Origin of the sequence: Nocardia sp. (assembly GCF_025465275.1) — a bacterium.
Taxonomy (GTDB): domain Bacteria; phylum Actinomycetota; class Actinomycetes; order Mycobacteriales; family Mycobacteriaceae; genus Nocardia.
Genome location: NZ_JAODNK010000131.1, coordinates 1 through 19,268 on the forward strand (window position 1 = coordinate 1; position 19,268 = coordinate 19,268).

Here is a 19,268-nt window from a genome sequence, read left to right on the forward strand (position 1 = left end):
CCGCCTCCACCGGACCGGGCCCCCGCTCCGACGATAAGCCGCCAGCGACCACAACAACAGTGCCCCATAGATTTCCGCAGATCAGAGCGCTGGAACTCCTACGCGATCAGTTTGTTCACAGGCACTAAGGATCGTCGGGAGCCCAAAGCATGCATGCATGCAGTGCAGACATCGCCCCTGCCTGGCCGCTAGGGTGTCGCGGGTGACGACATCGAGTTCGGGGAATTCCGCCGCTACCGATGTGCTGCCTGTCGAGCAGTATGTGGCCGGGTTGGCACGCAAGCGCATGGCAGCCGGGGTTTTGTTCCGCGACCCGGCCGAGCGGGTGCTGTTGGTCGAGCCGTCCTACAAACCGAACTGGGAGATCCCCGGGGGTGCCATCGAAGCGGATGAGGCTCCCTGGGCAACAGCGCAACGCGAGGTGATCGAGGAGTTGGGCCGGCACCTAGCGGTGGGCAGGTTGCTGGTTGTGGACTACGTCCGCCCGCAAGACAGCCGTCCCGAGGGCGTGGTGTTCGTCTTCGACGGCGGTGTCCTGGCCGAGGACGAGACGGCCTCGCTGGTATTGCGCGACGGTGAGATTCTTTCCGCCTCGTTCCATACCTTGGAGCAAGCCGGGGCGCGGGTGAAGCCGTTGCTCGCGGATCGCCTCTCCGCGGCGCTCACGGCTGCGCGTGAAGGTGTGACTGCGTTGTGCGAGCAGGGGCGGCGCATCGCCTGACCGGTGCGCCGCCTGGTTGGCTCGATGTGATCATGCCGGGGTATGCAGTGCTTCCAGGGCTCGTAATGGCGGCGCTGCCATGGTGTTCGGGTGGGTTATGTGTTGTTTGCCTGCCGCGCGGTAGAGGCTGTCGTGGATGCCGTCGGCGTAGAGCAACCCGTTCAGGTCATGGCGGATCTTGGCCAGGTGGCCGTCGGCTCGGAACCCCGCCGCACCCACTAACAGCACCAGCTCGCCGGCAGCCTGGTTGGCTACGTCGACACCGTGTGCTTTCGTTGCCGCACCCCATCGTTCGGCGTGAGGATGCCCGCTCTCCTCGAGCCGCGAAGCGACTACGGCTCCGAGTAGTGCGGTGACAATTTGGGTATGCGTGCGGCCGACCGTCATGAGCGTCGAGTCCCGCAATCGGAACGTCCCGTTCGCCGTCTGCCGGGCGGTGAGAGCTGTTGTCACGGTATCGAACACTGCGGCGGCACCGCCCAGGGCGGTGGCGGTGACCAGTGGCCGGTAGCTGGCGAAGTGCTTGCGCAACAACGCCATCCCCTCACCCCTCAGCACATCGTCGGGCCGGACCGGTACGGTGTCGAGATCGAGGATGCCCCACGTCCACCCGGCCAGCCCGGCCGGGGAGATCATCTGCCGGTGCAGCCCCGGTTCGCTAGCGTCGACCGCGGCGGCGGCCAACTGTCCGTCCGGGGCACGGAAGAACACCACGAACACCGCTGCTTCGGTCAGTCGGCTGATCCAGGTCTTGCGTCCGGTGACTTGCCAGGTGCCATCGGGCAAGGGCGTGGCGCTGGTGCGGGTGCCCGCCGGGTTGGATCCGCCGTGCGGTTCGGTCATCGCGATTCCGGCCAGCTCGCCGGCGAGCAAGCGTGGAAGCCACCGCTGACGGGCTACCGGGCCCGCGTGGCGTTCGATGAGGGCTCCGTGTCCGAGGCCGGTGGCGTCGCGTAGGTCGATGTCGCGGTAGCCGCACACGAACTGCGCCAGCAGCGCGAACAACGCCGGTTGATCGGCGGTGTCGAGCGCACCTCGCTCTGCAAGCGCCGCACGCACGGCCTGCAACCGGCGGCTGCGCTCTGGTCCAGGGGACAGCTCCGGCTCAATCCGGCAGGTTTCCAGAACGTCGCCCAATGCGCTGGCCAGCGTCCGCAGCCGCCGCCAGTCGATCCTGTTCGCGGTGTCGAGCACCGGCGCAAGCGGTTCCAGCCAGGTGCCGACCGCCTCCTGAAGTCCGATGGTGCTCACGGTGCCTCCCCCTGCACCCGTGCGGGGTGGCCGTAGGCCATGGCACCGGCTGGGATATCGTGTGTGACAAGGGAACCCGCTCCGATCAGGGCGTGTTCGCCGATCGTGATTCCGGCCAGGATCACCGAACTGCTGCCGATCTTGGCGCCGGTGTCGAACCGGGGCGCGAGCAACGTCGGCTGGCGGTGTGGGTCGCGCCAGGTCAGCGTCTTGTCGTTGATCGTGCGCACGCCGGCACCGAGGAAGACCCGATCTGCCACCAACGTGGCGCTTGTGATGTGCGAGCCGGGAGAGCATCTCACCTCCCGGCCGATGCGGGTAGCGCGCTCCACACAGAGGTGATGGCCGAGCACGGTGTCCGAGCCCACCTGCACGCCGCTGCGCAACAGCGAATAGTGCCCGATCACCGTGTTCGCCCCGACGTGAACGTCCGCGTACACGACTGCGCCGCAACGGATCACCGCGCCGGGACCGATCACGGTGGCGCTGCCGTTGCCCGGGTAGATCTGTCCGACCGCGTATCCGTGCTCGGGCTTACCGACGACGGAGTGTTCCTCGACACGAGCGTTTTCGGAAACGGTGGCCCCTCCGTGCACGACCGCGAAGGCACCGATCACGGCGTGGCGCTGGATCACCACCGGGTGCAGGACACCCAGTTCGTCGGCCGGGATGAACACAGCGAACCGGCTGATCTGCACGCTCTCATCGGCGTACAGTAATCCGGCTCGGTCGAGTTCGGCTACGGTCAGCTCCCGCCCGGTGGTCGATATACTCGACGCCGGTGAGGGTTTCGCAGGAATTGTCATCGCTGTACCTCCACCGCGGCAGGAAATGGGTGGGCTGCCGCGATATTTCCAGAACACGCCCGATCGCGGCCTCTGACCATCTGTTTTGCACGGCACGGCAACTCTTTGCGGGGTATGCAAATCGGCTGGCGCGGTGGATGATCGGGCGGATACGCTCTATTTCCCGGCCTGAACGAGGAACACGGGCATGGATCAGGCCCGCGCGATCTGGAACACCCCCGCCGTCCGCACCGCTGCCGAATCCGGCGACTACGGCGCGGTCGTTCGCGCGGTCCGGCGGGCCACCAATCTCACCCTCGCTGAACTTGCCGAACTCTGTAGTTACTCGATCTCTTCGCTGTCACGACTCGAGCGCGGCAAACAGCACCTCGGCGACGTTCGTGTGCTGCGCAGCCTCGCTGACGCCCTGGATATCCCGCCTCATCTGCTCGGATTGGCCAACACTCCACCGCAAACGGTGCGGCCGCGCCGTCCCGCCGCTATCGTCGGCGTCATCTCAGCGCCGGACGAGGAGAGCGAGCCTATGCGTCGTCGCACGCTGCTGACAGGACTGACCGGCCTGGCCGGCGCCGCGACCCTCGGCACTTCCGCGCTGCCCTCGGCCATCGGCAACCCCTTGACCGGACTGGAGCACGTCCTACTGGTGCCACCCTCGACCGGAAACCCTGTCGGACTACCGAGACTCGGGCACGATCTGGCCGCCGTGCGGTCGTCCTTCGACCTCGGCCGCTACGCCGATGTCGCCGCCGACCTCCCGAACTTGCTATGCAACGCCCTGGCCACGGTCGCCGCAGCCGACAGCGGCGACGACATCGGCGCAACCAACGCCGTGCTCGCGCAGATCTACGTCCTGGCATCCACAGTGACCGTCAAATTCGCCCACAACCAACTCGCATGGACCACCGCTGACCGTGCGATGCAGGCCGCTCACATCAGCGGAGACACGCTGACCCAGGCCGCCGCACACCGGGCCTGGGCCATCGTTCTGCGCCGCACCGGTCACGCCGACACCGGCACACGCCTGGTAGTCGACACCGCGGCATCCCTGCAGTCCAATCTGCACCGTGGACCCCAATACTTATCGGTCTACGGATCACTCCTGTCCACCGCGGCCTACACCGCTGCCGTCGACGGCGACCGCGCCACCGCCCACACCCTCATCGGCGAGGCCATCGAAGCCGCAACCAGACTCGACAACGACGCGAACAGCTCTCGCACGGGATTCAGCTCAACGACGGTCGGGTTGTACCGGATCAGCATCGCCAGAGTCCTCGGCGACTCCGGCACAGCCATCGAAGTCGCCCGACAGATCAACCCGGCCACCATCGCGTCAAGAGAGAGGCGAGCGCAGTACTGGTCCGATGTCGCCCGCGCATTTCACCAATGGGGCAAGCCCGAAGCGTGCTATCGCGCGTTGCTGGCTGCCGAGCAAACCTCCCCGGACGAAGTCCGTTACCGCAAGCAAATACAGCACATCACCCGCAGTCTGCTGCGCGACCCTGCGGCCACGTCCCTGCCCGGCGTGCAGGCATTCGCTCTTCGCACCGGAACCAAAGGCGCAGCACGATGATTCGAAGTATGGATACACCAAACACACGGGCTCTTTCTCGCCGAAATCGCCTAGGGTGCCGAATCGGACTTGATTGCTGACGACCACCGCGAGCCATCCGAAGATCGCGTAGAAGACGCCGCTGACGGTGAGTGTGCCCAGTACCTCGGCCCATCGGCCGGTGGCCGCAGCGATGCCGATACACACGCCCAGATGGAGCAGGGCCACTGTGACGACCACGAGAACCGGCCCGCGCGCCACCGTGTTCCGGCGTTCCGGCGCGGGCGCGGACGCGGCCGGGTACGGCGGCGAGTGCGGGTCTACGGCGAGGTCGGGCGCCCGCGGAGCAGATGCTTCCTCCGCGAACCTGACAGTGACACCGAGTACGCCAGCCCAGGAAGGCCGCAGGATGTCCTGCGGCCCTTCCTGTGCGATTAGGCCGAATGCTTCTCCCGCCCATTCTCGATCTGCGCCTGTTCGGAAAACGCTCAGCCACCTTCAGGTCACTGCGCCGATTCCGGCCGCATTTCCGTGAGCGAAACCCGAACTCACCCTGTTCAAGCGCCGTGAGGGCGGTACTCAGCTATCGAGAACTCCCATACTCGATGGTTGCCGCGTACTAGACCAAACCGAAGATGACGCCCGCTGCGGTGATCGCGACTCCGAGGATCGCGACGGAGAGATCTTTTACGGCCTGGACATCGAGGTCGGATTTGAGGTCGGCCAGCGCATCCGTGACGGCAGTGTCGGCGTCTTGCTGTGTGAACCGGGGCACCCGAACAGCGTCGGCGATCCCTTCCTGAAGTCGCTCGAAGTCATGGTGCAACTCGTTGACCGCGAAGAGCAGACTGTCCGCCTTCTGATCGGCATCCCACCCAGGGAGGAAGCCGTCAGTTTTCAACACCATCGCACTGTCCGTGGCGGTCACCGCGGTCCAGGCTTCGCCCTCGTGCCGGGACAGCGCCGCGTTGATGGATCCGGCGACTCCGGCGACCCCCAGGGCCAGCAGAGCGAGAAGATCAGGGCGATGGTGAGGATGCTCATGTCGTTCTACTTAACTTTCCTGCCACCCTTGGGCTCATCCCCGCGCGTGCGTGGAGCACTAGTTCCGCAGTTCGCGCAGATAGGTCGCGAAGGGCCCTCTTGCTGCGGCAGCCGCGCGGCTGCCGGGACATCGTCATCTGATGAAGCACTGTGCCTTGAGGGTCTGACAAGCCCGGCCCCGTGCCGCACGGCTCTGTCCTTATCGTCTCGGTGTCGGACCGATCGCTGGGCCTCCGCCGGGGGAGCTGTCCAGCGCCCGCCGCTACAGCGACTCCGGCGCTGATCGCCGCCACTGCTCGGGTATCGGTGTGAAGCTATATGTTGCCCGTTGCAAGTGGGTTGATAACAACTTCCAGTACGAACTGCTCACATCGGACCATCCTCTGGCTCAGCTCCAGCGACTTCATAGGCGCTGTCGAATTGCGAACCCACTCGGTCACATCGAGGCGGCTGGTGATGGCTTCCGTGATGTCCAGGTGGTCCCGGACCTGCTGTGCCTCCCAGCCTGCAGGGCTCTCCAGGTTCAAGATCGGTGTCGGTACCGACTCGTCGATCGGGATCAGCTTGTGTGCCTCGGCGAGGATGCCGCCCACGGGCTGTAGCGGCTTCCGGTGTCCGATCTTGATCTTTTCGATGTGGGGAGCGAGTGCGTGGCCTTGTCTGTGGCGGTCGATCCGGGCGAGTTCTTCGAGCCACCACAACACGTTCGAGCCATGGTCGGGCTGCGCATTGAAGGGCTGTACCTGCCGAAGCAACGCGAATGACTCATCGGACAGCGCCTTCATCCGCCCGCGGTGGTTCGTGTCGTCGTACTTCGCCGGGTCGGTGAATACAGGAAAGAAGATGCCACGCTCGGCCGGCGGCGGATTCTGGCCGCTATCTCGCACTGCGAGGTAGTACACGATTCCATCGAGCGCGGCGCGCAGTTCATACAGCCATTCCCCGAACAGGGCGCTGAGTCGAACCGGCATCGGAGTCAGCGTTTCGACCACGAAGGTCCACGATGTGTCCGTGTCTCCCCGAACGACGTCGAACCGGCGCGGATGGTCGGTCAGGTGTCTGGCCCATTCGGCCCCGATCTCGGCCCTGATCTCGCTGGCCCGGCGCACACGTTCACGACAGACATCGACGGCCCACTGCCCGTCACCGATTGAAGACACACCTGCACGGTACGCGTTGTCGCTGTTCACAGCCCTCGACACCACGAAGACGCACGACGACCATGAACAGGGACACTCGCGCCGTGGCCCGCTACGTCTCCAAGAGCGGGCGGCGCCGGATGGATAGCTGCATGCCGCGGAATCGACGAGGTAATGCTCAGCGGTCGTCGGCGGTGAGGGAGAACACCGGAGGTTTAGACCTCGCGGCCGCGACGCCAGCGCCCAGTGACTCCAGCATGTCGCGCCAGTAGGCCCGCCAGATCGCCCGGGTGGCGTCATCGGACAGTTCGGCGTCGACCTTGACTGTGCCCTCTTTGCCCTTTTCCTTGAACGGCCAGGGAGGCTGTTCTCCGCTGGCCAAGCAAATGCGGGCAAGGACGGTGCGCCGCACGATATCTCGCAGCCTGTCGACGGCGTACCCAAGCCGAACCAGGGTGTTCTCCTCGTCCTTCTCGCTGGGCACGCACTCCATCACTCGCAGCTTCCCGTTCAGGGACTTCACCGATACTTCTCCACCGTGGACGATGCTCGATCTCAGGCCATAGAGCTGCTTCAGATCCTCGAAAAGCGCTGCGGCGGGGTCGTCGTCGTGCGCAAGCAGCGCGGTAACACGGGTGCACAACCGAAGCGTCAAGCCCTCTCCCTCGTTCGTCCCGAGTACCAGCCCCTCCAATGAGGTGGCGAGATCTACGATCTGTTCGCCGAATCCTGTTGTGTCGTCGAAGTTCACGAACTTCTTGAGTGCTTCCCGGAAAGAGCTAAGCCAGATATCCGGACCGCCGGTCTTTGACTCGGCCTCCGCGACCAGCGCGGTCAGGGCGGTGATCGCTGGGCCTTCCGTTCCGTCGAGTCGTGCCGTTCGCCGCGTCGTCGTAACGTCGCTGTTCCGGGCCAGAAGGTTAAGCGAGGCCGGTTGGGCGGCAATTTTGCAGCTCGGTCCGAATACCTGATACGTGCCTTGCACGTTGGCTCCGGTCAGAAGGCAGACGCCGAGTTGGAACCGGTCCAGCGTCTGCGCCAGGCTACCAACGCCGAAGTAATCGACACCGGAGATCTGCTCGCGGACGATCAACAAGGCGTGCGGGGGCCGATAGGGCTTGGAGAGGCGTCGTTTCCAGGCATGATCGGCGTCAGGTATTTCCTTCCTGATGCGCAGCGTCATATGTGTGCGCCCGTCGGGAACGATGGTGACACCGTTGATCTCGATCTCACGCCCTGAATCCGGCACGAGATGAGAGACGTGGCGTGCCAGCACCATGTCGTAGGGCTCTCCGGACACCACCTGGATCAACTGCGCGATGGCAGCAGCCACTTGCGGACCGTTCGGATCGTAAGTGTTCTCGTAAGAACACTCGTGCACGCACAACTCAAGAAAACTCGTCAGCAGTAGCGAGGCCGCGAATTCCGGCCCGCCGGAACCCTGGTAGCTATCGCGGATGGCGTCAGGCGCCGCCGAAATCACCGACTCCGCGAGCCGCGCATACTCCGGAAGCGTCTCGATTGGGGAGATTTCAAAGTCGAGGCCGGCCTGGAGATGGCGATGGGAGGTAGATGTCGGGATCGCTCCTTCTGCTCGCAATCTTTCGAAGCAGACTGTTACGAACGCCTTGGCGGTCGACTCGAACTCGTTCAACGAACTCCTCGGTGGGCGTGAGTACCTTCTGGCCGTGGTGTCGAACAGCTGACCGAAACTGTTACGGAGACGCACCCAGTCACCGTGCCTGGTGAATCCGACCGCCCTGGCGATCCGAACTTCTCGCGCGTGTCAGTCCTGAGCGCCGACGATCGGAAGCCACGGGACAGCGTTGGGGCGGAAGCTCTGCCGCTCGGGCACCAAGCCGGTGTGATCATCGAGGCTCATCAGGGTGACGCCGACCAATTCGGCGTCACCGTCGTCCTGGGCGGCCACCGAACTTCCGCAGACACCGCAGAACCCGCGCTGGGAGTCTGGGACGGTGTTGTACCAGACCGGTTCTCCGCCCGGCCCGGTCCATTCGAAGCATTCGCGGGGGCAGTGGAGCCACGACATGACGGGGCTACCGGACAGCCGTTGGCAATGATCACAGCTACACAAGTGGACGAACGACAGCTGGCCTGATGCTTGGTACCGGATGTTGTCACAAGCAGCCGCCAGAGCGCATGCTGCACATACCCTTTCACGGAGTCGGTACTGAGCCGGGAAATGTCGAATGCCTCGGTGACAGCCGTCAGCGAGATCATTTGGCGCTCTCGGCCGGGGTGCTTCTCGCCTCAGACGTCGTCGATCCTAGTTGTGGTTCAGCTAGGCCAGGACCCGCGTAGACTGACCCGAGCCGCAGCGGGGGTCGTCGGCATCTCTGGACTGATCCATCGTGTCGCAGATACCCGGGAAAGGGGCGTGTGTAAGGCACCAAGGCGCGGAGGCGAAGTCTGTGGCCTGCTGGTGTCATCAGCTTGTGGTCCGGTAGTCCCTTTTCGTCGATTCTGCTGTGTACGGCCAGAATTCGATCGATTATGTGGGTATCCGGTCAGAGGTGGGAGGTGCCCGTGTCAGAGCTCGCGGTATTGATGATCGATGTGCAGAACGGCTATATCGCCGAGGACGGCATTCGGGATGTTCTGGGCTGGCCACCGATATGGCGCTTGGACGAAGTCCTCGGTGAGTGCGCTGACCTGCTGACCGCAGCTCGGGCAGCCGGCATTCCGATCGTCTACTCACGACAGGTCACGAGCCCAGCAGGTAGCTTGGCCGCTAATCCACGCGCAGCGCGGCACATGCTGTCACGGACATCAACATTGCCTGAATCGACAGCCGCACAACAGGAATGGCGAAGTGAAATCATCGACGGTGTTGCTCCCGTGCCTGGGGATCTGGTGCTCGAGAAGACCCGGCACAGCTTCTTCGCCTACACCGAACTCGATCCGGTCCTGCGAAGCCTCGGTGTTCAGCGGCTTCTCGTCGCGGGGTTGCAGACGAACGTCTGTATCGAAGCGACAGTGCGTGCTGCGCTGGAACGCAACTACGACGTAGCCGTCGCCGAGAACGCGGTCAGCACCGACGGGCCGGACCTGCACTACGGTGCGCTCAACTCGATGCGTGTCCTCTACGTCGAGGTGGCTCCGTGGCAGGAACTCATTGCCGAAGGCGCGCAGTGGAATCGGGCTTTCACCACGCCGAACTACGGGCGAAACCCGGAATACTGGGACGAGACCGTACTCGAAGTGGTGCCCCGGTGATCGGCCAAGGGCTTGTTGTCCAGGAACGGATCGCGAGCGCTGAGGAGTATCGGGCGCTTCGCTCCTCGGTTGGGTGGACAGTTCCCGAGTCGGCGAAAAGCGAAGCAGCGCTGGCACGGTCGCTGTTCGGGGTCGTTGCATTATGCGACGACAAGACGATCGGCATGGGTCGCGTTGTCGGTGACAACGAGCTGTACGCGACCATTGTGGATGTGGTTGTGGCGCAACAGTGTCAGCGCCGGGGCGTTGGCCGGAAGATCGTGGAAAGGCTCGTCGAATGGGCACGGGGGCGAGAGATCGTCCACCTCGGTGTGGTTGCCGATGACGCTGTCGTCGGCTATTACACCAACTTGACCTTCCAGCCCAGCGGCCGCTACCTTCGACTGCCACCCGTCGATTCCCGTCGCTGACGCGCTGAGCCCAGTCGCTTGATGCTTTCGGATCACCGGGCGAGCCGCCACAGAATCTGGCGGGAGGTCACCCCGCCCCGTGTCCTGGAAAGGATGTCGGCGGGCTTCAGATGCGGTGCACGCTATTCAGTCTGGTGGTTCTCGTGCCGTTCCTGTTCGGCCGGCCACGCACGTGAGTCCCCAGTTCTGCCGTAGGATCCGAGTCGGACTGGATCAAGTCACCAACACGGATGCGACCGGGCCGATTACCCAGAAGAGCCCCGCGAGTACATCGCTATTCCTGGTGGGGCTCTTCGCTTCCCGCTGCCGACTACTCGCCGCGGTGCGGGGGCCCGGGGTGATCACGTGATCCAGTATCGGAGAATGCGGGTGCCGTCGCTCCAGGTGAGTCTCGATTCGAGTTGGCCCGCACAGGATTCGATGATGCGTCGTGAGCCGGTGTTGGTTTCGTCGCAGCTGATAAGGATGTCACCGATGCCCAGTTGCTGGGCAATTGGTATCGATCGGCGCAGGATCTGGGTTCCGTAGCCGCGGCGCCGGTGCTCGGGCAGCACCGCGTAGCCGATGTGCCCGCCGCGTTGGCGCAGGTAGTCGTTGAGGGTGTGGCGGATCGAGGCGCGCCCAACGATTACGTCGGCGACGGTTGCCAGGAGAAACGTCGCGGGGACGATCCCCGCGGGAAGGTTGATGCCGTGCCGGTAGTTCTCCAGAGCGGCAAGATATTCCGGCCATGACATCGCGGCCGTGAGTCCGAGCGCGAAGTCGAAGCCGTCGTCGCGGGCCATCGCCCGGTGCGTGGTACGAAGGATCTGTTCGTCGGATGCGCGCGCCGGACGCAGACACACTCGATCAGCCGATGATCCACCTGATCCGTTTGTCACCAACACTCTCGCAGACCCTAGGCGCGGGTGCTGACCGTGTCGAGCGAATAAGGAGAGCTGGTCGGCCTCGGCGGCGGCGTGTTTCGACGGCACGCTGACCACGAGACGTTTCTTCGCGAGGCGGCGGTCGAGCGTGGGAGGTCGGTCGAAGGAGGCCACGGTTGCTCGGTCGCGGTGCTAGCGTGCCCGCCATGCTGATGTTCGCGATCGAGTCAGGTGAAATGGTCGAGTCCATTGAACGGCAAGCGAATTCCGCCGGAATCCGACACGGAGCGATTGTTTCGCTGATCGGGGGAGTGGACGAGTTCACAGTCTCGACGATGCCCGCGCACGACGCGACCGAGGACATCGTGTCGACCTATCGCATTCCGGGCGAGATGCACGGCGCTGGAGAAATCCGCGACGGCAAGGTCCATGTACACGCCACCTTCGCCATCCAAGGCGACCGTGCCGTCGCAGGCCATGTGCGCTCGGCAATCATCGGAACCTGGTTCGCTCGCGCGTACGTGATCCCGCTCGCCCAGACATGATCGGCCATGGGTCACCGTAGTCGACTGTGTCACTTCGTCATCGACGTCACCGATTTGGACGAGGCGACCAGGTTTTGGAGTGCGGTTCTCGGCGCGGTCGAGGAGCCGGTCAATCCGTCGAGTCGCCATGTCTACCGCCGCTTACGGTTGCCGGACAACGAGATACGGGTGCTGCTGCAAGCGACCGCTGATATCAAATCGACCAAGGAGCGGATGCATCTCGACATCGAGGCTGACGACGTGGAAGCCGAGGTCCGCCGCCTCGAATCGGTCGGTGCTGTGCGCTGGGATCATCAGCGCGAACGTGGTTACGACTTCTGGGTGCTGCACGATCCCTGGGGGAATGAATTCTGCGTCCTGCAAACCGAATTCCCCGACGTGCTGGCCCAGCGGCCTGAATGGGACTGAGGCGAGCAACCTCGGACGCTGCTCTCCCGGCGGGTGGAAATCGATGCGGTCGAACACCGGTGCCGGAGACTCTGCAAAACCTGGACAACCCGATAAGCGTAGAGCGGGCGCGAAGGCGCTGGCACCGAAATCATCGAGCGCACTGCGTGTTCGGGTCGGGAGTCACTGCAGCCCGGACACGTACCCGCACAGGCAGATTGGGGAGCGTCCGTGAACCGATCGGTGTACCACCCGGACACTCGAACCGGAAACTGGCTGTCTCGGGTTCGAATGAGGTGTCGTAAAACGTGAAGCCCAGCACTGTCTTTGGCCCTGCTCGTCGGCGGAACCCCTGTGCGTGGGGGTGTGAGAACTTGGATCGCCCAGCGAAACCTTCACTGTTGCTTCAGAATCGGCTGCATGAGTAACGATGATCTGGCCGACGTTCTGCGCGCTCAGGAAAGCACCCGTAACCACGATCCGGAGGTGGACGCACAACCTGATGTGCTCGTGAGTGAGATCGAGGACCCCGCTTCGCCTCAGGAATTTGGACGAACGAGCGCCCCAGCAGTGGTTGGATGACAAGCTGAGATAGGCAATCGGTTATTCCCGTAGCTGGTCAGTGAGGGGTCTACACGTTCCACACGGCAACGGACCGGGTGACTTTTTCACCCCTCGATATCGATCTGCCCGACGAAGAGACGAAGAGACTGTGCTGATGGTGGCGGCGGCCGATGAGCGTCTGCGGCCGCGATACCCGACGCCGCGGCGGCAATCGCGACATCCAACGCCGCCACATATCGCTGTGAGTCACAACTCAGCGCTGCTCCCGCGTCAGGTTGGTGGCGACCGCGAGCGTTCGGAAAAACCTGGGATTGGTGGTGGGGTTTCTCAGGTGGCGGTGTCGCCTGGTGTTGGGTCGGGGACGGCGTTGTGGGTGGCGGCGACGATTTCGGCGTACTCGGGGTCACGCGGGTGGGGGATGTTGTTGTTGGTGAAAGCATCGACGACTGCGGGGTTGTGGGCGTATTCGTCGAGGCAGGTGAGGGCGCCGGCGTAGGACCAGTCATCGTGGAGCATGTGGTGTATGAGAGCGGTGAGAGCGGTGGTGGTGAGCTCGGGTGAGGCATCGCTGTTGATCAGAATGTCGGCTATGGGTGTGAACACGGTGTGCCCTGCGGAGTTCCAGGCCATGGGTGGGTCCTTCCGATGCTGGTGCGCTGTCTTGACGTCGGAAATCCGTGTGCAGCCGCCTGCCGGTGCCCGCCCAGTGTCGGACCGCATCACCGGGGGATCGATGAAGCTGTGTCCACCGTCGCGTATGCGCGCACCGGGGCGGGTCTATTCGGTGTCTTTCGGCGCTTGGGGGGTGGTGATGGTGAGCGTGCGTTCGGTCGAGCGGCGGGGTGAGGTCACTGTGGCGTCCGGGGCTGCTGCGAGGATCGCTGCGTGGACGGCGGGGGCGAGGTGTCCGGGGATGGTGGCCGAGATGGTCACTGTCGGACCGTTGTCGAGGACCTCGACGGGAGTGCCCAGTAGCTCGGCCAGGCGTCCGTCGGCGATGGCGGCGACGACGAGTTCGGCGGGTTCGGTGAGCTCGCCTCGGCCGTCGTGCACCGTGCGTCGCCCGAGTCGGAGCACGACCGCCCATCGGCCGCCGGATTCGCGGTGGGCCTGCGCGTCGGCTACTTCGTTGCCGAGCCGGCCCAGCACCGCTCGCACCGCGTTCTCGACGATGCGAGAGACCGTCGTGGGTTGAGGCGGAAGGTGCGGGATGTGAGGCACTCGGAACGGGCGATCGGGTGTGCTCATCGCGAGAGCCGGTTGATCTGGGCCGGGGCGAGATCGGGGTGCGGCGGCTTTCCAGTGGACTTGTCCCACAACGATATTGACATTGCTTCTCCCGCATCGTTCTCGGTGAACAGAGGTCGTCCTGACGTTACTGCCGGCCCCTGACGTGCCGGCCCCGATTGGATCTGGTTGATCGCGCACGGACCTATGTCCCACTTCGAACCGACCCGGACCCGAGTTCCCACCGGCTTCGCCAATTCGTCACCCCGCCATCGCAATACACTCGATGCATGTACGTTCCGTGTGCGGTGTTCCGGCGGACTCCCCTCGAGCGGGCCGACGAACGCCTTGCCTGGGACCGGGACGATCAGTACTTCTTCGCGGCCGGCGCATGTCACGTTCTCGCGTATGCGTTCCTGTCCTGCCACAACGGATTCGGGGCGATGGGGCTTTGGCCCGCCGGTGCTGAAAACCCCGGCCATGTGTACGCCTCGAACGGGGTGTGGGCCTTCGATCACTCCGGATGGACACCGGAACCGGAACTTCTCCTGACTTCCCGCGCGGCCGAACCCGGCCCCGACTATCAGGCCCGGCCGATCGATTTGAGTCTGGAAGAGCTGTGCGCCCGGTACTGGATGCGCGGCCGCCGCGAGTTCGCCCACGACCCTTGGCAGCGCGCCCACAACTACATCGAACGGTTTCCCGACCCACGTCCTCGTGAGTGATCAAGATCGAATATCGTTGTGCCGCTGGCAAAGCGATTCCTTCCCTGTGGGAGTCGGGTTCCTGGTTAGCTCGGGGGGTGGCGATTCCGGAGGATCTGCTGCCACTGGTCGACCGGGTCGAGCGGGCGATCACTGGTGTGGCTGGGGCTGTGCAGGATGCGCGTTTTGACCGGCGTAGTGATGAGCCCGGCAGCGGGTTGCGTGTGGATCAGGCCGTCGCTGGTGTTGAAGCCGCGTCTCGGGAATGGTTCGCGGTCTCTGGTGAGCTGCAGGCGTCCTTGGAGCTCAAACGCCGGTGGCAGCCTCGGCTCGGCTCGGAGTGTCAGGCAGCGGAATCCGCGCTGACCATGTTGCATCTGGCGGTGACGTGCGAACTGGCTCTCGCGCAGCCGCTGGACTGGATCGAGGGCAACCCTCGGCTGCAGGACATTCCCGGCTGGCCTGGCGGTGAGGACGCGGTCCTGACGGAGGCCGCCTCCGGTGCCGGGCGCCTGCTCGCGCTGTTGCGTGGCGGTACTGACGACGACAGTAAGCAGGAGTCGTTCAGTGTTTACTCCGACAATGAAATCGCTTTCACGATTCGCGCGATTCTGTCCCAATCGAGCGATGCGATAGGCAGAGTGTTCGCGGGGCTGTCGGCCGTACCGCTGGTCGGTGTCGTTGCTCCCGACGCGACCGACAAGGTCCGGGAGATGCTCGAGCGGCTCGGCGACTGGGCGATCGAGCGCGCGATCGACGTCCTGCCTCAACGGGTCACCGCGTTGGTGCGGATCGCGTTGGGGCGAGCACGAGGATTGCTGCTGAAGGTGCTCGGCGCCTTCCGTGACCGGGTGGTCGCCGACGTCGACGTGTTGGTCGGCGATGGTGCCGCCGCCAGCGAATTCACGATCGGCACGTTGTTGGGCGGCATCTACGCCGTCAGTGACGTAAACGACCGGGCCTGCGAGGCCTTCAACGCCCCGAACATCACCAACCGGGACCGCCAGCAGCGCGGAGGGCGACTGGTCAAGCTCAAGAAATCGAACAATCGATGGGTGGTGGGCCCCGTCGAAGTGCTGGCGCTCGGACTCCCGACGCTGTGGACGGTCACCATTCCCCTCGGTGGGGTCGGTGTCGCGGCGGCCGTGCCCGCGGCGGCGATACTGCTGGCCTGGGTGGTGCTGATGTCCGGCGATCAGCTCGACGCCAGTCACTATCCCAATTTCTGGAAGGGTGTGGTCCGCCGCTCAGCGGGAGAATGACCGCGCCGGTGATGAGCATGTCGGTGTTCGCTTCCGGCGGCATCGTGAACCGCTGAGCGAGGGACCGGTGTGCTCGACTCCGCAGTATGCCGAATTCCGGGAATCGGCTCGGTGCCCGGTGCGGGTCAATGTCGACCGAGGGCGGGTTCGGTGCGCCGGTGGCGGCCGCCGACTTCGGACACCGCGTCGGTGATCGCCGGGAGTATGAGCGTGGGCGCATCGGTAAGGCTTCGCAGGTGTTCGACGAACGCGGCGATGCTGCCGTAGCGGGTCAGTACTTCATCGGCCAGCCTGCGCACTGCGGACTCGTTCATCGTGCCCCCTCAGATCACCGCGTCACCGCGGGACGAAACCTGTTGTCGGCATTGTGCCCGACAAGCCCACCCGTGCAGCTACTTTCGAGATATCTGCGACCGCAGGTGCCGGACACTGCGGTTTCGTGCCAGGTGACTGTGAATCCTGCCGTGTGGGCACTGATTTGAGCTAGCTTCTGCACCGGTGAACAGTGGGAAGCGGTCCGGATCCCGGGCGCGGTTACCGGTCCGCAGCGCGAATCAACATGACCGGCGTGACCATATCGCGAAGATGAATTCCGAGATTGTGACCGCGGCGTTGAGAGCGAGCTCGGCGTGTACGCGTTCGACGGTGCTCGCGGTGGCTCGGCCGTGTCCGGTTCCCGCGTCGTTGCGCAGCTCGGCCAGTCCTTGGACGACGGTGGTCATGCCCTGCACCATCTTTCGGACGCCTTCGCTCGCGTGCGGGCGGTTGACCACCAGCTCGTCATCGAGCGCGGCGGTGGCCACTCGAAACAGTTTGGGCAGGTCCCTGGGACGTTCCGCGGAGCCGGATGTGCCCTGGATTTGGTCGAGAACCTGATGGCAGATTGACTCGATCAGTTCTTTGCAGGATCCGATTGTCAGTTCCGGGTCGTTGTCGATGAGGCCGTTTTGTATGCGCTTGAGGTGCGCGTCCAGTCCCTTGCGGTCGCCGAGTTGGACGTCGCGGTCGGCGGTGAGTGCGGCGGGGCGCGGGCCGTGGAAGCTGTTTCGGGTGGTGGCGCGATATACGGCTCGGCCGTCTTTGAGGGTCTTGTCCACGGTCAGTTCGTAGGCGCTGCCGGCCAGCGCCTGGTTGACCTCGTCGACCAGTTCTTGGGCAGTGGGCGCCGAGTACTGGACGCGTGGGTGTACGGCGCGCTCGATGAATCGCAGGAACTCATCTGCCGGTCCGTGCCGGAGTTTGAAGCGGTCGTCGTAGAAGGGCCAGTCGTCGCCCCAGTCCGCAAAGCCGACATGGCAGGTGATGTCGCCGAGCGCTGACTTGTAGCGGTTGTCGGTGCTGGGGAGCTTGTCGAGGTCGTAGAGCCCCTTCAGGAATGCGACATCGCCGATGTCTCCCGCCCAGGTGCGGCCCGCGCTGAGAAGGTCGATGAGATCTTGGCGGATGGCATCGGGCAGCGCCGGCTCGGCGTCGGTGTCATCGTCCTCGACGACGTCATCGCTGTCCCATGGGTCAGCAAACGGATCTCCGGTCACGGCAGGCAGTATTTCACCCGAGTGCTGGGCTTTACCAGCAGTTTCCGACCGCCTCCGGGCGTGACGGCCGGCGGCGGACGCCGCGGGCGGTTCCGCAGCGGGGCGGCCGCGGGCGGACACAGGATCACCGAGGAGGCAGTCGGAACGGGCGATCCGGCGTGCTCATTGCGAGAACCGGTTTATCTGGGCCGGGGCGAGATCGGGGTGCGGCGGCTTTCCGGTGGACTTGTCCCACAACGATATTGACATTGCCTCCCCCGGCATCGCTCTCGGTGAACAGACGTCGTCCTGACGTTACCGCCGGCCCCTGACATGCCAGCCCCGATTGGATCCGGTTGATCGCGTAGCGGGAGTTCGACCGAGGACGATCACCGCAATCGGTCGGCACCAGCTTTTGCGGCGCCCGCGTGGTGTCGAACGGCCCCAGGCGGATGTGCCCTTGTCGAACCGCTTCCGAAGGTGTCCGCGGTGGCGCAATCTGATGCAGTGCAGCGTAATTCGCGCTTCAGGTGACTTCTGGGATGGGGAGGCTGGGATGACGGCAGCGATGGTGGCGGCGGTGGCCGCCACGCTGGGGATTGTCGTGGGGCGATTCTGGGATGTGCGTTCGGAGAGTGCGCGGTGGCGTCGGGACCAGATGGTGACGAGCTATCAGCGCCTGGCTGAGGCGTACCGGCGCACGGTGGAAGGGATCCGCACGGTGGCCTTGGCGGATCCGGCCGATCCGGCCCTTCCCGGTCTGGTCGCCCAGGTCCGCAGTGACAGCGAGTGGGATGACGGGTACGTGGCGGTGTTGCTGCATGGGTCACCGGAGGTGGCAGAGGCGGCCTTGGCGATGGATGTCGCGGTGACGGAACTGTTCTACGAGGCTCAGGATCGCCGGCACGGTGTCGAGGACTGGTATCGGATCCGGATTCCCGCTGGGCGGGCCCAGGAGGGGTTCATCGATGCTGTGCGCGCCGAGTTGGATTTGAAGCCGATCCCGGTGAAGTACCGTGCGGTGGCTCGGCAGGTGCCGGCTCCTGCCTCGGAATGAGAGGCTGAGGCGGACGGAGCAGTCGAGATCTGCTGATATCGGCTAAAACTGACGTCGCTGGGTGGTGTGTTGTGATGCTTCGGCGCGTGTTCTGAACGCACTATTCTGCCGAGTTGAGTGTGTAGATCAGCTCGGACTTAGACCAGGCCAAGCTCCCGAAGATAGATGTACCAGGGGTCGATCAACCACCAAGCCTCGCTTTGAATTTCGTGCGGGCCATGGATATCCCAGTATCGAGAGCCCAATGCCACCGTGTTGATGAACTCCGCGACACTCTCACACCGAAGAACGAAGCCGCTGTCCAACGCATGGCGGAAGTATAGAAAATCGAAGATGAACACGGCTTCGGTATCGACGTCGATCACGATCGACTTGCCCTGGTCCTCGACCCGGCCGATGGTCAGTGTGTTGCCGACATCGAGGATCTCACCGTTGTGGTCGATCAGCGGTTCGCTATGAAACCCTGTGTGCCCGTGGAACACCAAGTCGCCGAACTGTGGCGCCTGGGTCAGCGCCAAGAGGGTCCGCAGACCTGCTGGTAGATGGTCGGCCACCGCGATGCCTGCGGGCAGTTCCAAGGGCGAGACTACGTACATCTCGTCGAACTCCCCTTCCTCTTCCAGCCGGCGCTCGAGTTCTTCGACCGCGCCCCGACTGCGCAATAACTCGATCTTCGCGCACATTTCATCCAGATGGTCTGTCATTACGTCCCTGAAGTGGCAGTGCTGAGACTCTTCGTCTCGCTGGACGTTGATGGTAGATCCGAACACCGACACCGAGATTCGAGCTACCGCTGGATATCCGCTCATGCCGCTGACCGCGCTGATCGAACCGGCCACCGCGCGCTCGCGGAAGATCAACTGGCCGTGCTCATCCAAGGCCGGCGGAACGCACCGTACTGCCGATGATCGGGCATTCTGTTCGTGTGTTCGACGACCACCTACCTGTGTGCGACGGCCTCACGAGCTACTTAGCCGCCTGCCGC

22 protein-coding genes are annotated in these 19,268 nt (G+C 64.2%); 10 read left to right on the forward strand and 12 right to left on the reverse strand.

Annotated features, from left to right (window positions below; all coding sequences use genetic code 11):
* Window positions 1–202: 202 nt before the first annotated feature.
* Complete coding sequence (locus tag JWN03_RS28240) at window positions 203–721, forward strand: NUDIX domain-containing protein (protein WP_297621422.1); 519 nt, start codon at window positions 203–205, stop codon at window positions 719–721.
* Between the two features lie 30 nt (window positions 722–751).
* Here the strand turns inward: JWN03_RS28240 and JWN03_RS28245 are convergent, their stop codons facing one another.
* Together JWN03_RS28245 and JWN03_RS28250 are read right to left on the reverse strand one after the other, a co-directional pair.
* Complete coding sequence (locus JWN03_RS28245; protein WP_297621424.1) at window positions 752–1,972, reverse strand: acyl-CoA dehydrogenase family protein; 1,221 nt, start codon at window positions 1,970–1,972, stop codon at window positions 752–754.
* A complete protein-coding gene (locus JWN03_RS28250) occupies window positions 1,969–2,778 on the reverse strand; it encodes a DapH/DapD/GlmU-related protein (RefSeq protein ID WP_297621426.1) in 810 nt (269 codons plus the stop codon). Before JWN03_RS28250 ends, JWN03_RS28245 begins: the two co-directional genes overlap by 4 nt.
* A gap of 187 nt (window positions 2,779–2,965) precedes the next feature.
* Between JWN03_RS28250 and JWN03_RS28255 the strand changes: the two genes are divergently transcribed.
* Window positions 2,966–4,348 (forward strand): helix-turn-helix domain-containing protein, encoded by a 1,383-nt coding sequence (locus tag JWN03_RS28255; protein ID WP_297621428.1) that lies wholly within the window; start codon window positions 2,966–2,968, stop codon window positions 4,346–4,348.
* A 598-nt stretch (window positions 4,349–4,946) separates the two neighbouring features.
* Here the strand turns inward: JWN03_RS28255 and JWN03_RS28260 are convergent.
* The 4 genes from JWN03_RS28260 to JWN03_RS28275 all read right to left on the reverse strand — a co-directional run bounded on the left by JWN03_RS28260 (window position 4,947) and on the right by JWN03_RS28275 (window position 8,605).
* Entirely contained in the window at window positions 4,947–5,255 is a 309-nt protein-coding gene (locus JWN03_RS28260) for a hypothetical protein (RefSeq protein ID WP_297621430.1), read from the reverse strand.
* 430 nt (window positions 5,256–5,685) lie between these two features.
* Window positions 5,686–6,561: a hypothetical protein gene (locus tag JWN03_RS28265; RefSeq protein ID WP_297621432.1), complete on the reverse strand. Its 876-nt coding sequence runs from the start codon at window positions 6,559–6,561 to the stop codon at window positions 5,686–5,688.
* A gap of 127 nt (window positions 6,562–6,688) precedes the next feature.
* The gene (locus tag JWN03_RS28270; protein WP_297621434.1) at window positions 6,689–8,164 is read right to left on the reverse strand and encodes a HEPN domain-containing protein; all 1,476 of its coding nucleotides are present in this window, start codon (window positions 8,162–8,164) and stop codon (window positions 6,689–6,691) included.
* Between the two features lie 132 nt (window positions 8,165–8,296).
* The gene (locus JWN03_RS28275; RefSeq protein ID WP_441343070.1) at window positions 8,297–8,605 is read right to left on the reverse strand and encodes a GFA family protein; all 309 of its coding nucleotides are present in this window, start codon (window positions 8,603–8,605) and stop codon (window positions 8,297–8,299) included.
* Window positions 8,606–9,057: 452 nt separating this feature from the next.
* On the opposite strand from JWN03_RS28275, the gene JWN03_RS28280 reads away from it, so the two are divergent.
* Both JWN03_RS28280 and JWN03_RS28285 read left to right on the forward strand, forming a co-directional pair.
* Window positions 9,058–9,747 carry a cysteine hydrolase family protein gene (locus JWN03_RS28280; RefSeq protein WP_297621438.1) on the forward strand — a complete coding sequence of 230 codons (690 nt, stop codon included), beginning with the start codon at window positions 9,058–9,060 and terminating at the stop codon, window positions 9,745–9,747.
* Window positions 9,744–10,157 (forward strand): GNAT family N-acetyltransferase, encoded by a 414-nt coding sequence (locus JWN03_RS28285; protein WP_297621440.1) that lies wholly within the window; start codon window positions 9,744–9,746, stop codon window positions 10,155–10,157. Before JWN03_RS28280 ends, JWN03_RS28285 begins: the two co-directional genes overlap by 4 nt.
* A gap of 341 nt (window positions 10,158–10,498) precedes the next feature.
* On the opposite strand, the gene JWN03_RS28290 is transcribed toward JWN03_RS28285, so the two are convergent.
* Window positions 10,499–11,197, reverse strand: coding sequence for a GNAT family N-acetyltransferase (locus JWN03_RS28290; RefSeq protein WP_366914482.1), 699 nt, complete (start codon window positions 11,195–11,197; stop codon window positions 10,499–10,501).
* A gap of 32 nt (window positions 11,198–11,229) precedes the next feature.
* Between JWN03_RS28290 and JWN03_RS28295 the strand changes: the two genes are divergently transcribed.
* The 3 genes from JWN03_RS28295 (at window position 11,230) to JWN03_RS28305 (ending at window position 12,537) form a co-directional block, all read left to right on the forward strand.
* Window positions 11,230–11,568, forward strand: a complete 339-nt coding sequence (locus JWN03_RS28295; RefSeq protein WP_297621442.1) for a PCC domain-containing protein — start codon at window positions 11,230–11,232, stop codon at window positions 11,566–11,568.
* Window positions 11,569–11,574: 6 nt separating this feature from the next.
* Window positions 11,575–11,976: a VOC family protein gene (locus tag JWN03_RS28300; RefSeq protein ID WP_297621444.1), complete on the forward strand. Its 402-nt coding sequence runs from the start codon at window positions 11,575–11,577 to the stop codon at window positions 11,974–11,976.
* Between the two features lie 399 nt (window positions 11,977–12,375).
* The gene (locus JWN03_RS28305) at window positions 12,376–12,537 is read left to right on the forward strand and encodes a hypothetical protein (protein WP_297621446.1); all 162 of its coding nucleotides are present in this window, start codon (window positions 12,376–12,378) and stop codon (window positions 12,535–12,537) included.
* A 309-nt stretch (window positions 12,538–12,846) separates the two neighbouring features.
* Here the strand turns inward: JWN03_RS28305 and JWN03_RS28310 are convergent, their stop codons facing one another.
* Together JWN03_RS28310 and JWN03_RS28315 are read right to left on the reverse strand one after the other, a co-directional pair.
* Window positions 12,847–13,149, reverse strand: a complete 303-nt coding sequence (locus JWN03_RS28310; RefSeq protein WP_297621448.1) for a hypothetical protein — start codon at window positions 13,147–13,149, stop codon at window positions 12,847–12,849.
* A gap of 147 nt (window positions 13,150–13,296) precedes the next feature.
* Window positions 13,297–13,767 carry a hypothetical protein gene (locus JWN03_RS28315; RefSeq protein ID WP_297621451.1) on the reverse strand — a complete coding sequence of 157 codons (471 nt, stop codon included), beginning with the start codon at window positions 13,765–13,767 and terminating at the stop codon, window positions 13,297–13,299.
* 269 nt (window positions 13,768–14,036) lie between these two features.
* On the opposite strand from JWN03_RS28315, the gene JWN03_RS28320 reads away from it, so the two are divergent.
* Window positions 14,037–14,471 (forward strand): hypothetical protein, encoded by a 435-nt coding sequence (locus JWN03_RS28320; RefSeq protein ID WP_297621453.1) that lies wholly within the window; start codon window positions 14,037–14,039, stop codon window positions 14,469–14,471.
* The gene (locus tag JWN03_RS28325) at window positions 14,468–15,712 is read left to right on the forward strand and encodes a hypothetical protein (RefSeq protein WP_297621455.1); all 1,245 of its coding nucleotides are present in this window, start codon (window positions 14,468–14,470) and stop codon (window positions 15,710–15,712) included. The genes JWN03_RS28320 and JWN03_RS28325 overlap by 4 nt, the downstream gene beginning before the upstream one ends.
* A 125-nt stretch (window positions 15,713–15,837) precedes the next feature.
* Here JWN03_RS28325 and JWN03_RS28330 read toward each other — a convergent pair whose 3' ends face one another.
* Together JWN03_RS28330 and JWN03_RS28335 are read right to left on the reverse strand one after the other, a co-directional pair.
* Window positions 15,838–16,026 carry a hypothetical protein gene (locus JWN03_RS28330; protein ID WP_297621457.1) on the reverse strand — a complete coding sequence of 63 codons (189 nt, stop codon included), beginning with the start codon at window positions 16,024–16,026 and terminating at the stop codon, window positions 15,838–15,840.
* A 240-nt stretch (window positions 16,027–16,266) separates the two neighbouring features.
* Window positions 16,267–17,247, reverse strand: a complete 981-nt coding sequence (locus JWN03_RS28335; protein WP_297621459.1) for an abortive infection family protein — start codon at window positions 17,245–17,247, stop codon at window positions 16,267–16,269.
* A gap of 535 nt (window positions 17,248–17,782) precedes the next feature.
* On the opposite strand from JWN03_RS28335, the gene JWN03_RS28340 reads away from it, so the two are divergent.
* Window positions 17,783–18,283 carry a hypothetical protein gene (locus JWN03_RS28340; RefSeq protein ID WP_297621461.1) on the forward strand — a complete coding sequence of 167 codons (501 nt, stop codon included), beginning with the start codon at window positions 17,783–17,785 and terminating at the stop codon, window positions 18,281–18,283.
* Window positions 18,284–18,420: 137 nt separating this feature from the next.
* Here the strand turns inward: JWN03_RS28340 and JWN03_RS28345 are convergent, their stop codons facing one another.
* The gene (locus tag JWN03_RS28345; protein ID WP_297621463.1) at window positions 18,421–19,161 is read right to left on the reverse strand and encodes a hypothetical protein; all 741 of its coding nucleotides are present in this window, start codon (window positions 19,159–19,161) and stop codon (window positions 18,421–18,423) included.
* Between the last annotated feature and the right edge of the window lie 107 nt (window positions 19,162–19,268).

Bases quoted from the DNA above. Each gene is read 5' to 3' on its own strand.
- JWN03_RS28295 (WP_297621442.1), top strand. From the start codon at position 11,230: ATGCTGATGTTCGCGATCGAGTCAGGTGAAATGGTCGAGTCCATTGAA.
- JWN03_RS28320 (WP_297621453.1), top strand. From the start codon at position 14,037: ATGTACGTTCCGTGTGCGGTGTTCCGGCGGACTCCCCTCGAGCGGGCC.
- JWN03_RS28255 (WP_297621428.1), top strand. From the start codon at position 2,966: ATGGATCAGGCCCGCGCGATCTGGAACACCCCCGCCGTCCGCACCGCT.
- JWN03_RS28330 (WP_297621457.1), bottom strand. From the start codon at position 16,026: ATGAACGAGTCCGCAGTGCGCAGGCTGGCCGATGAAGTACTGACCCGC.
- JWN03_RS28300 (WP_297621444.1), top strand. From the start codon at position 11,575: ATGGGTCACCGTAGTCGACTGTGTCACTTCGTCATCGACGTCACCGAT.
- JWN03_RS28315 (WP_297621451.1), bottom strand. From the start codon at position 13,767: ATGAGCACACCCGATCGCCCGTTCCGAGTGCCTCACATCCCGCACCTT.
- JWN03_RS28340 (WP_297621461.1), top strand. From the start codon at position 17,783: ATGACGGCAGCGATGGTGGCGGCGGTGGCCGCCACGCTGGGGATTGTC.
- JWN03_RS28305 (WP_297621446.1), top strand. From the start codon at position 12,376: ATGAGTAACGATGATCTGGCCGACGTTCTGCGCGCTCAGGAAAGCACC.
- JWN03_RS28310 (WP_297621448.1), bottom strand. From the start codon at position 13,149: ATGGCCTGGAACTCCGCAGGGCACACCGTGTTCACACCCATAGCCGAC.
- JWN03_RS28250 (WP_297621426.1), bottom strand. From the start codon at position 2,778: ATGACAATTCCTGCGAAACCCTCACCGGCGTCGAGTATATCGACCACC.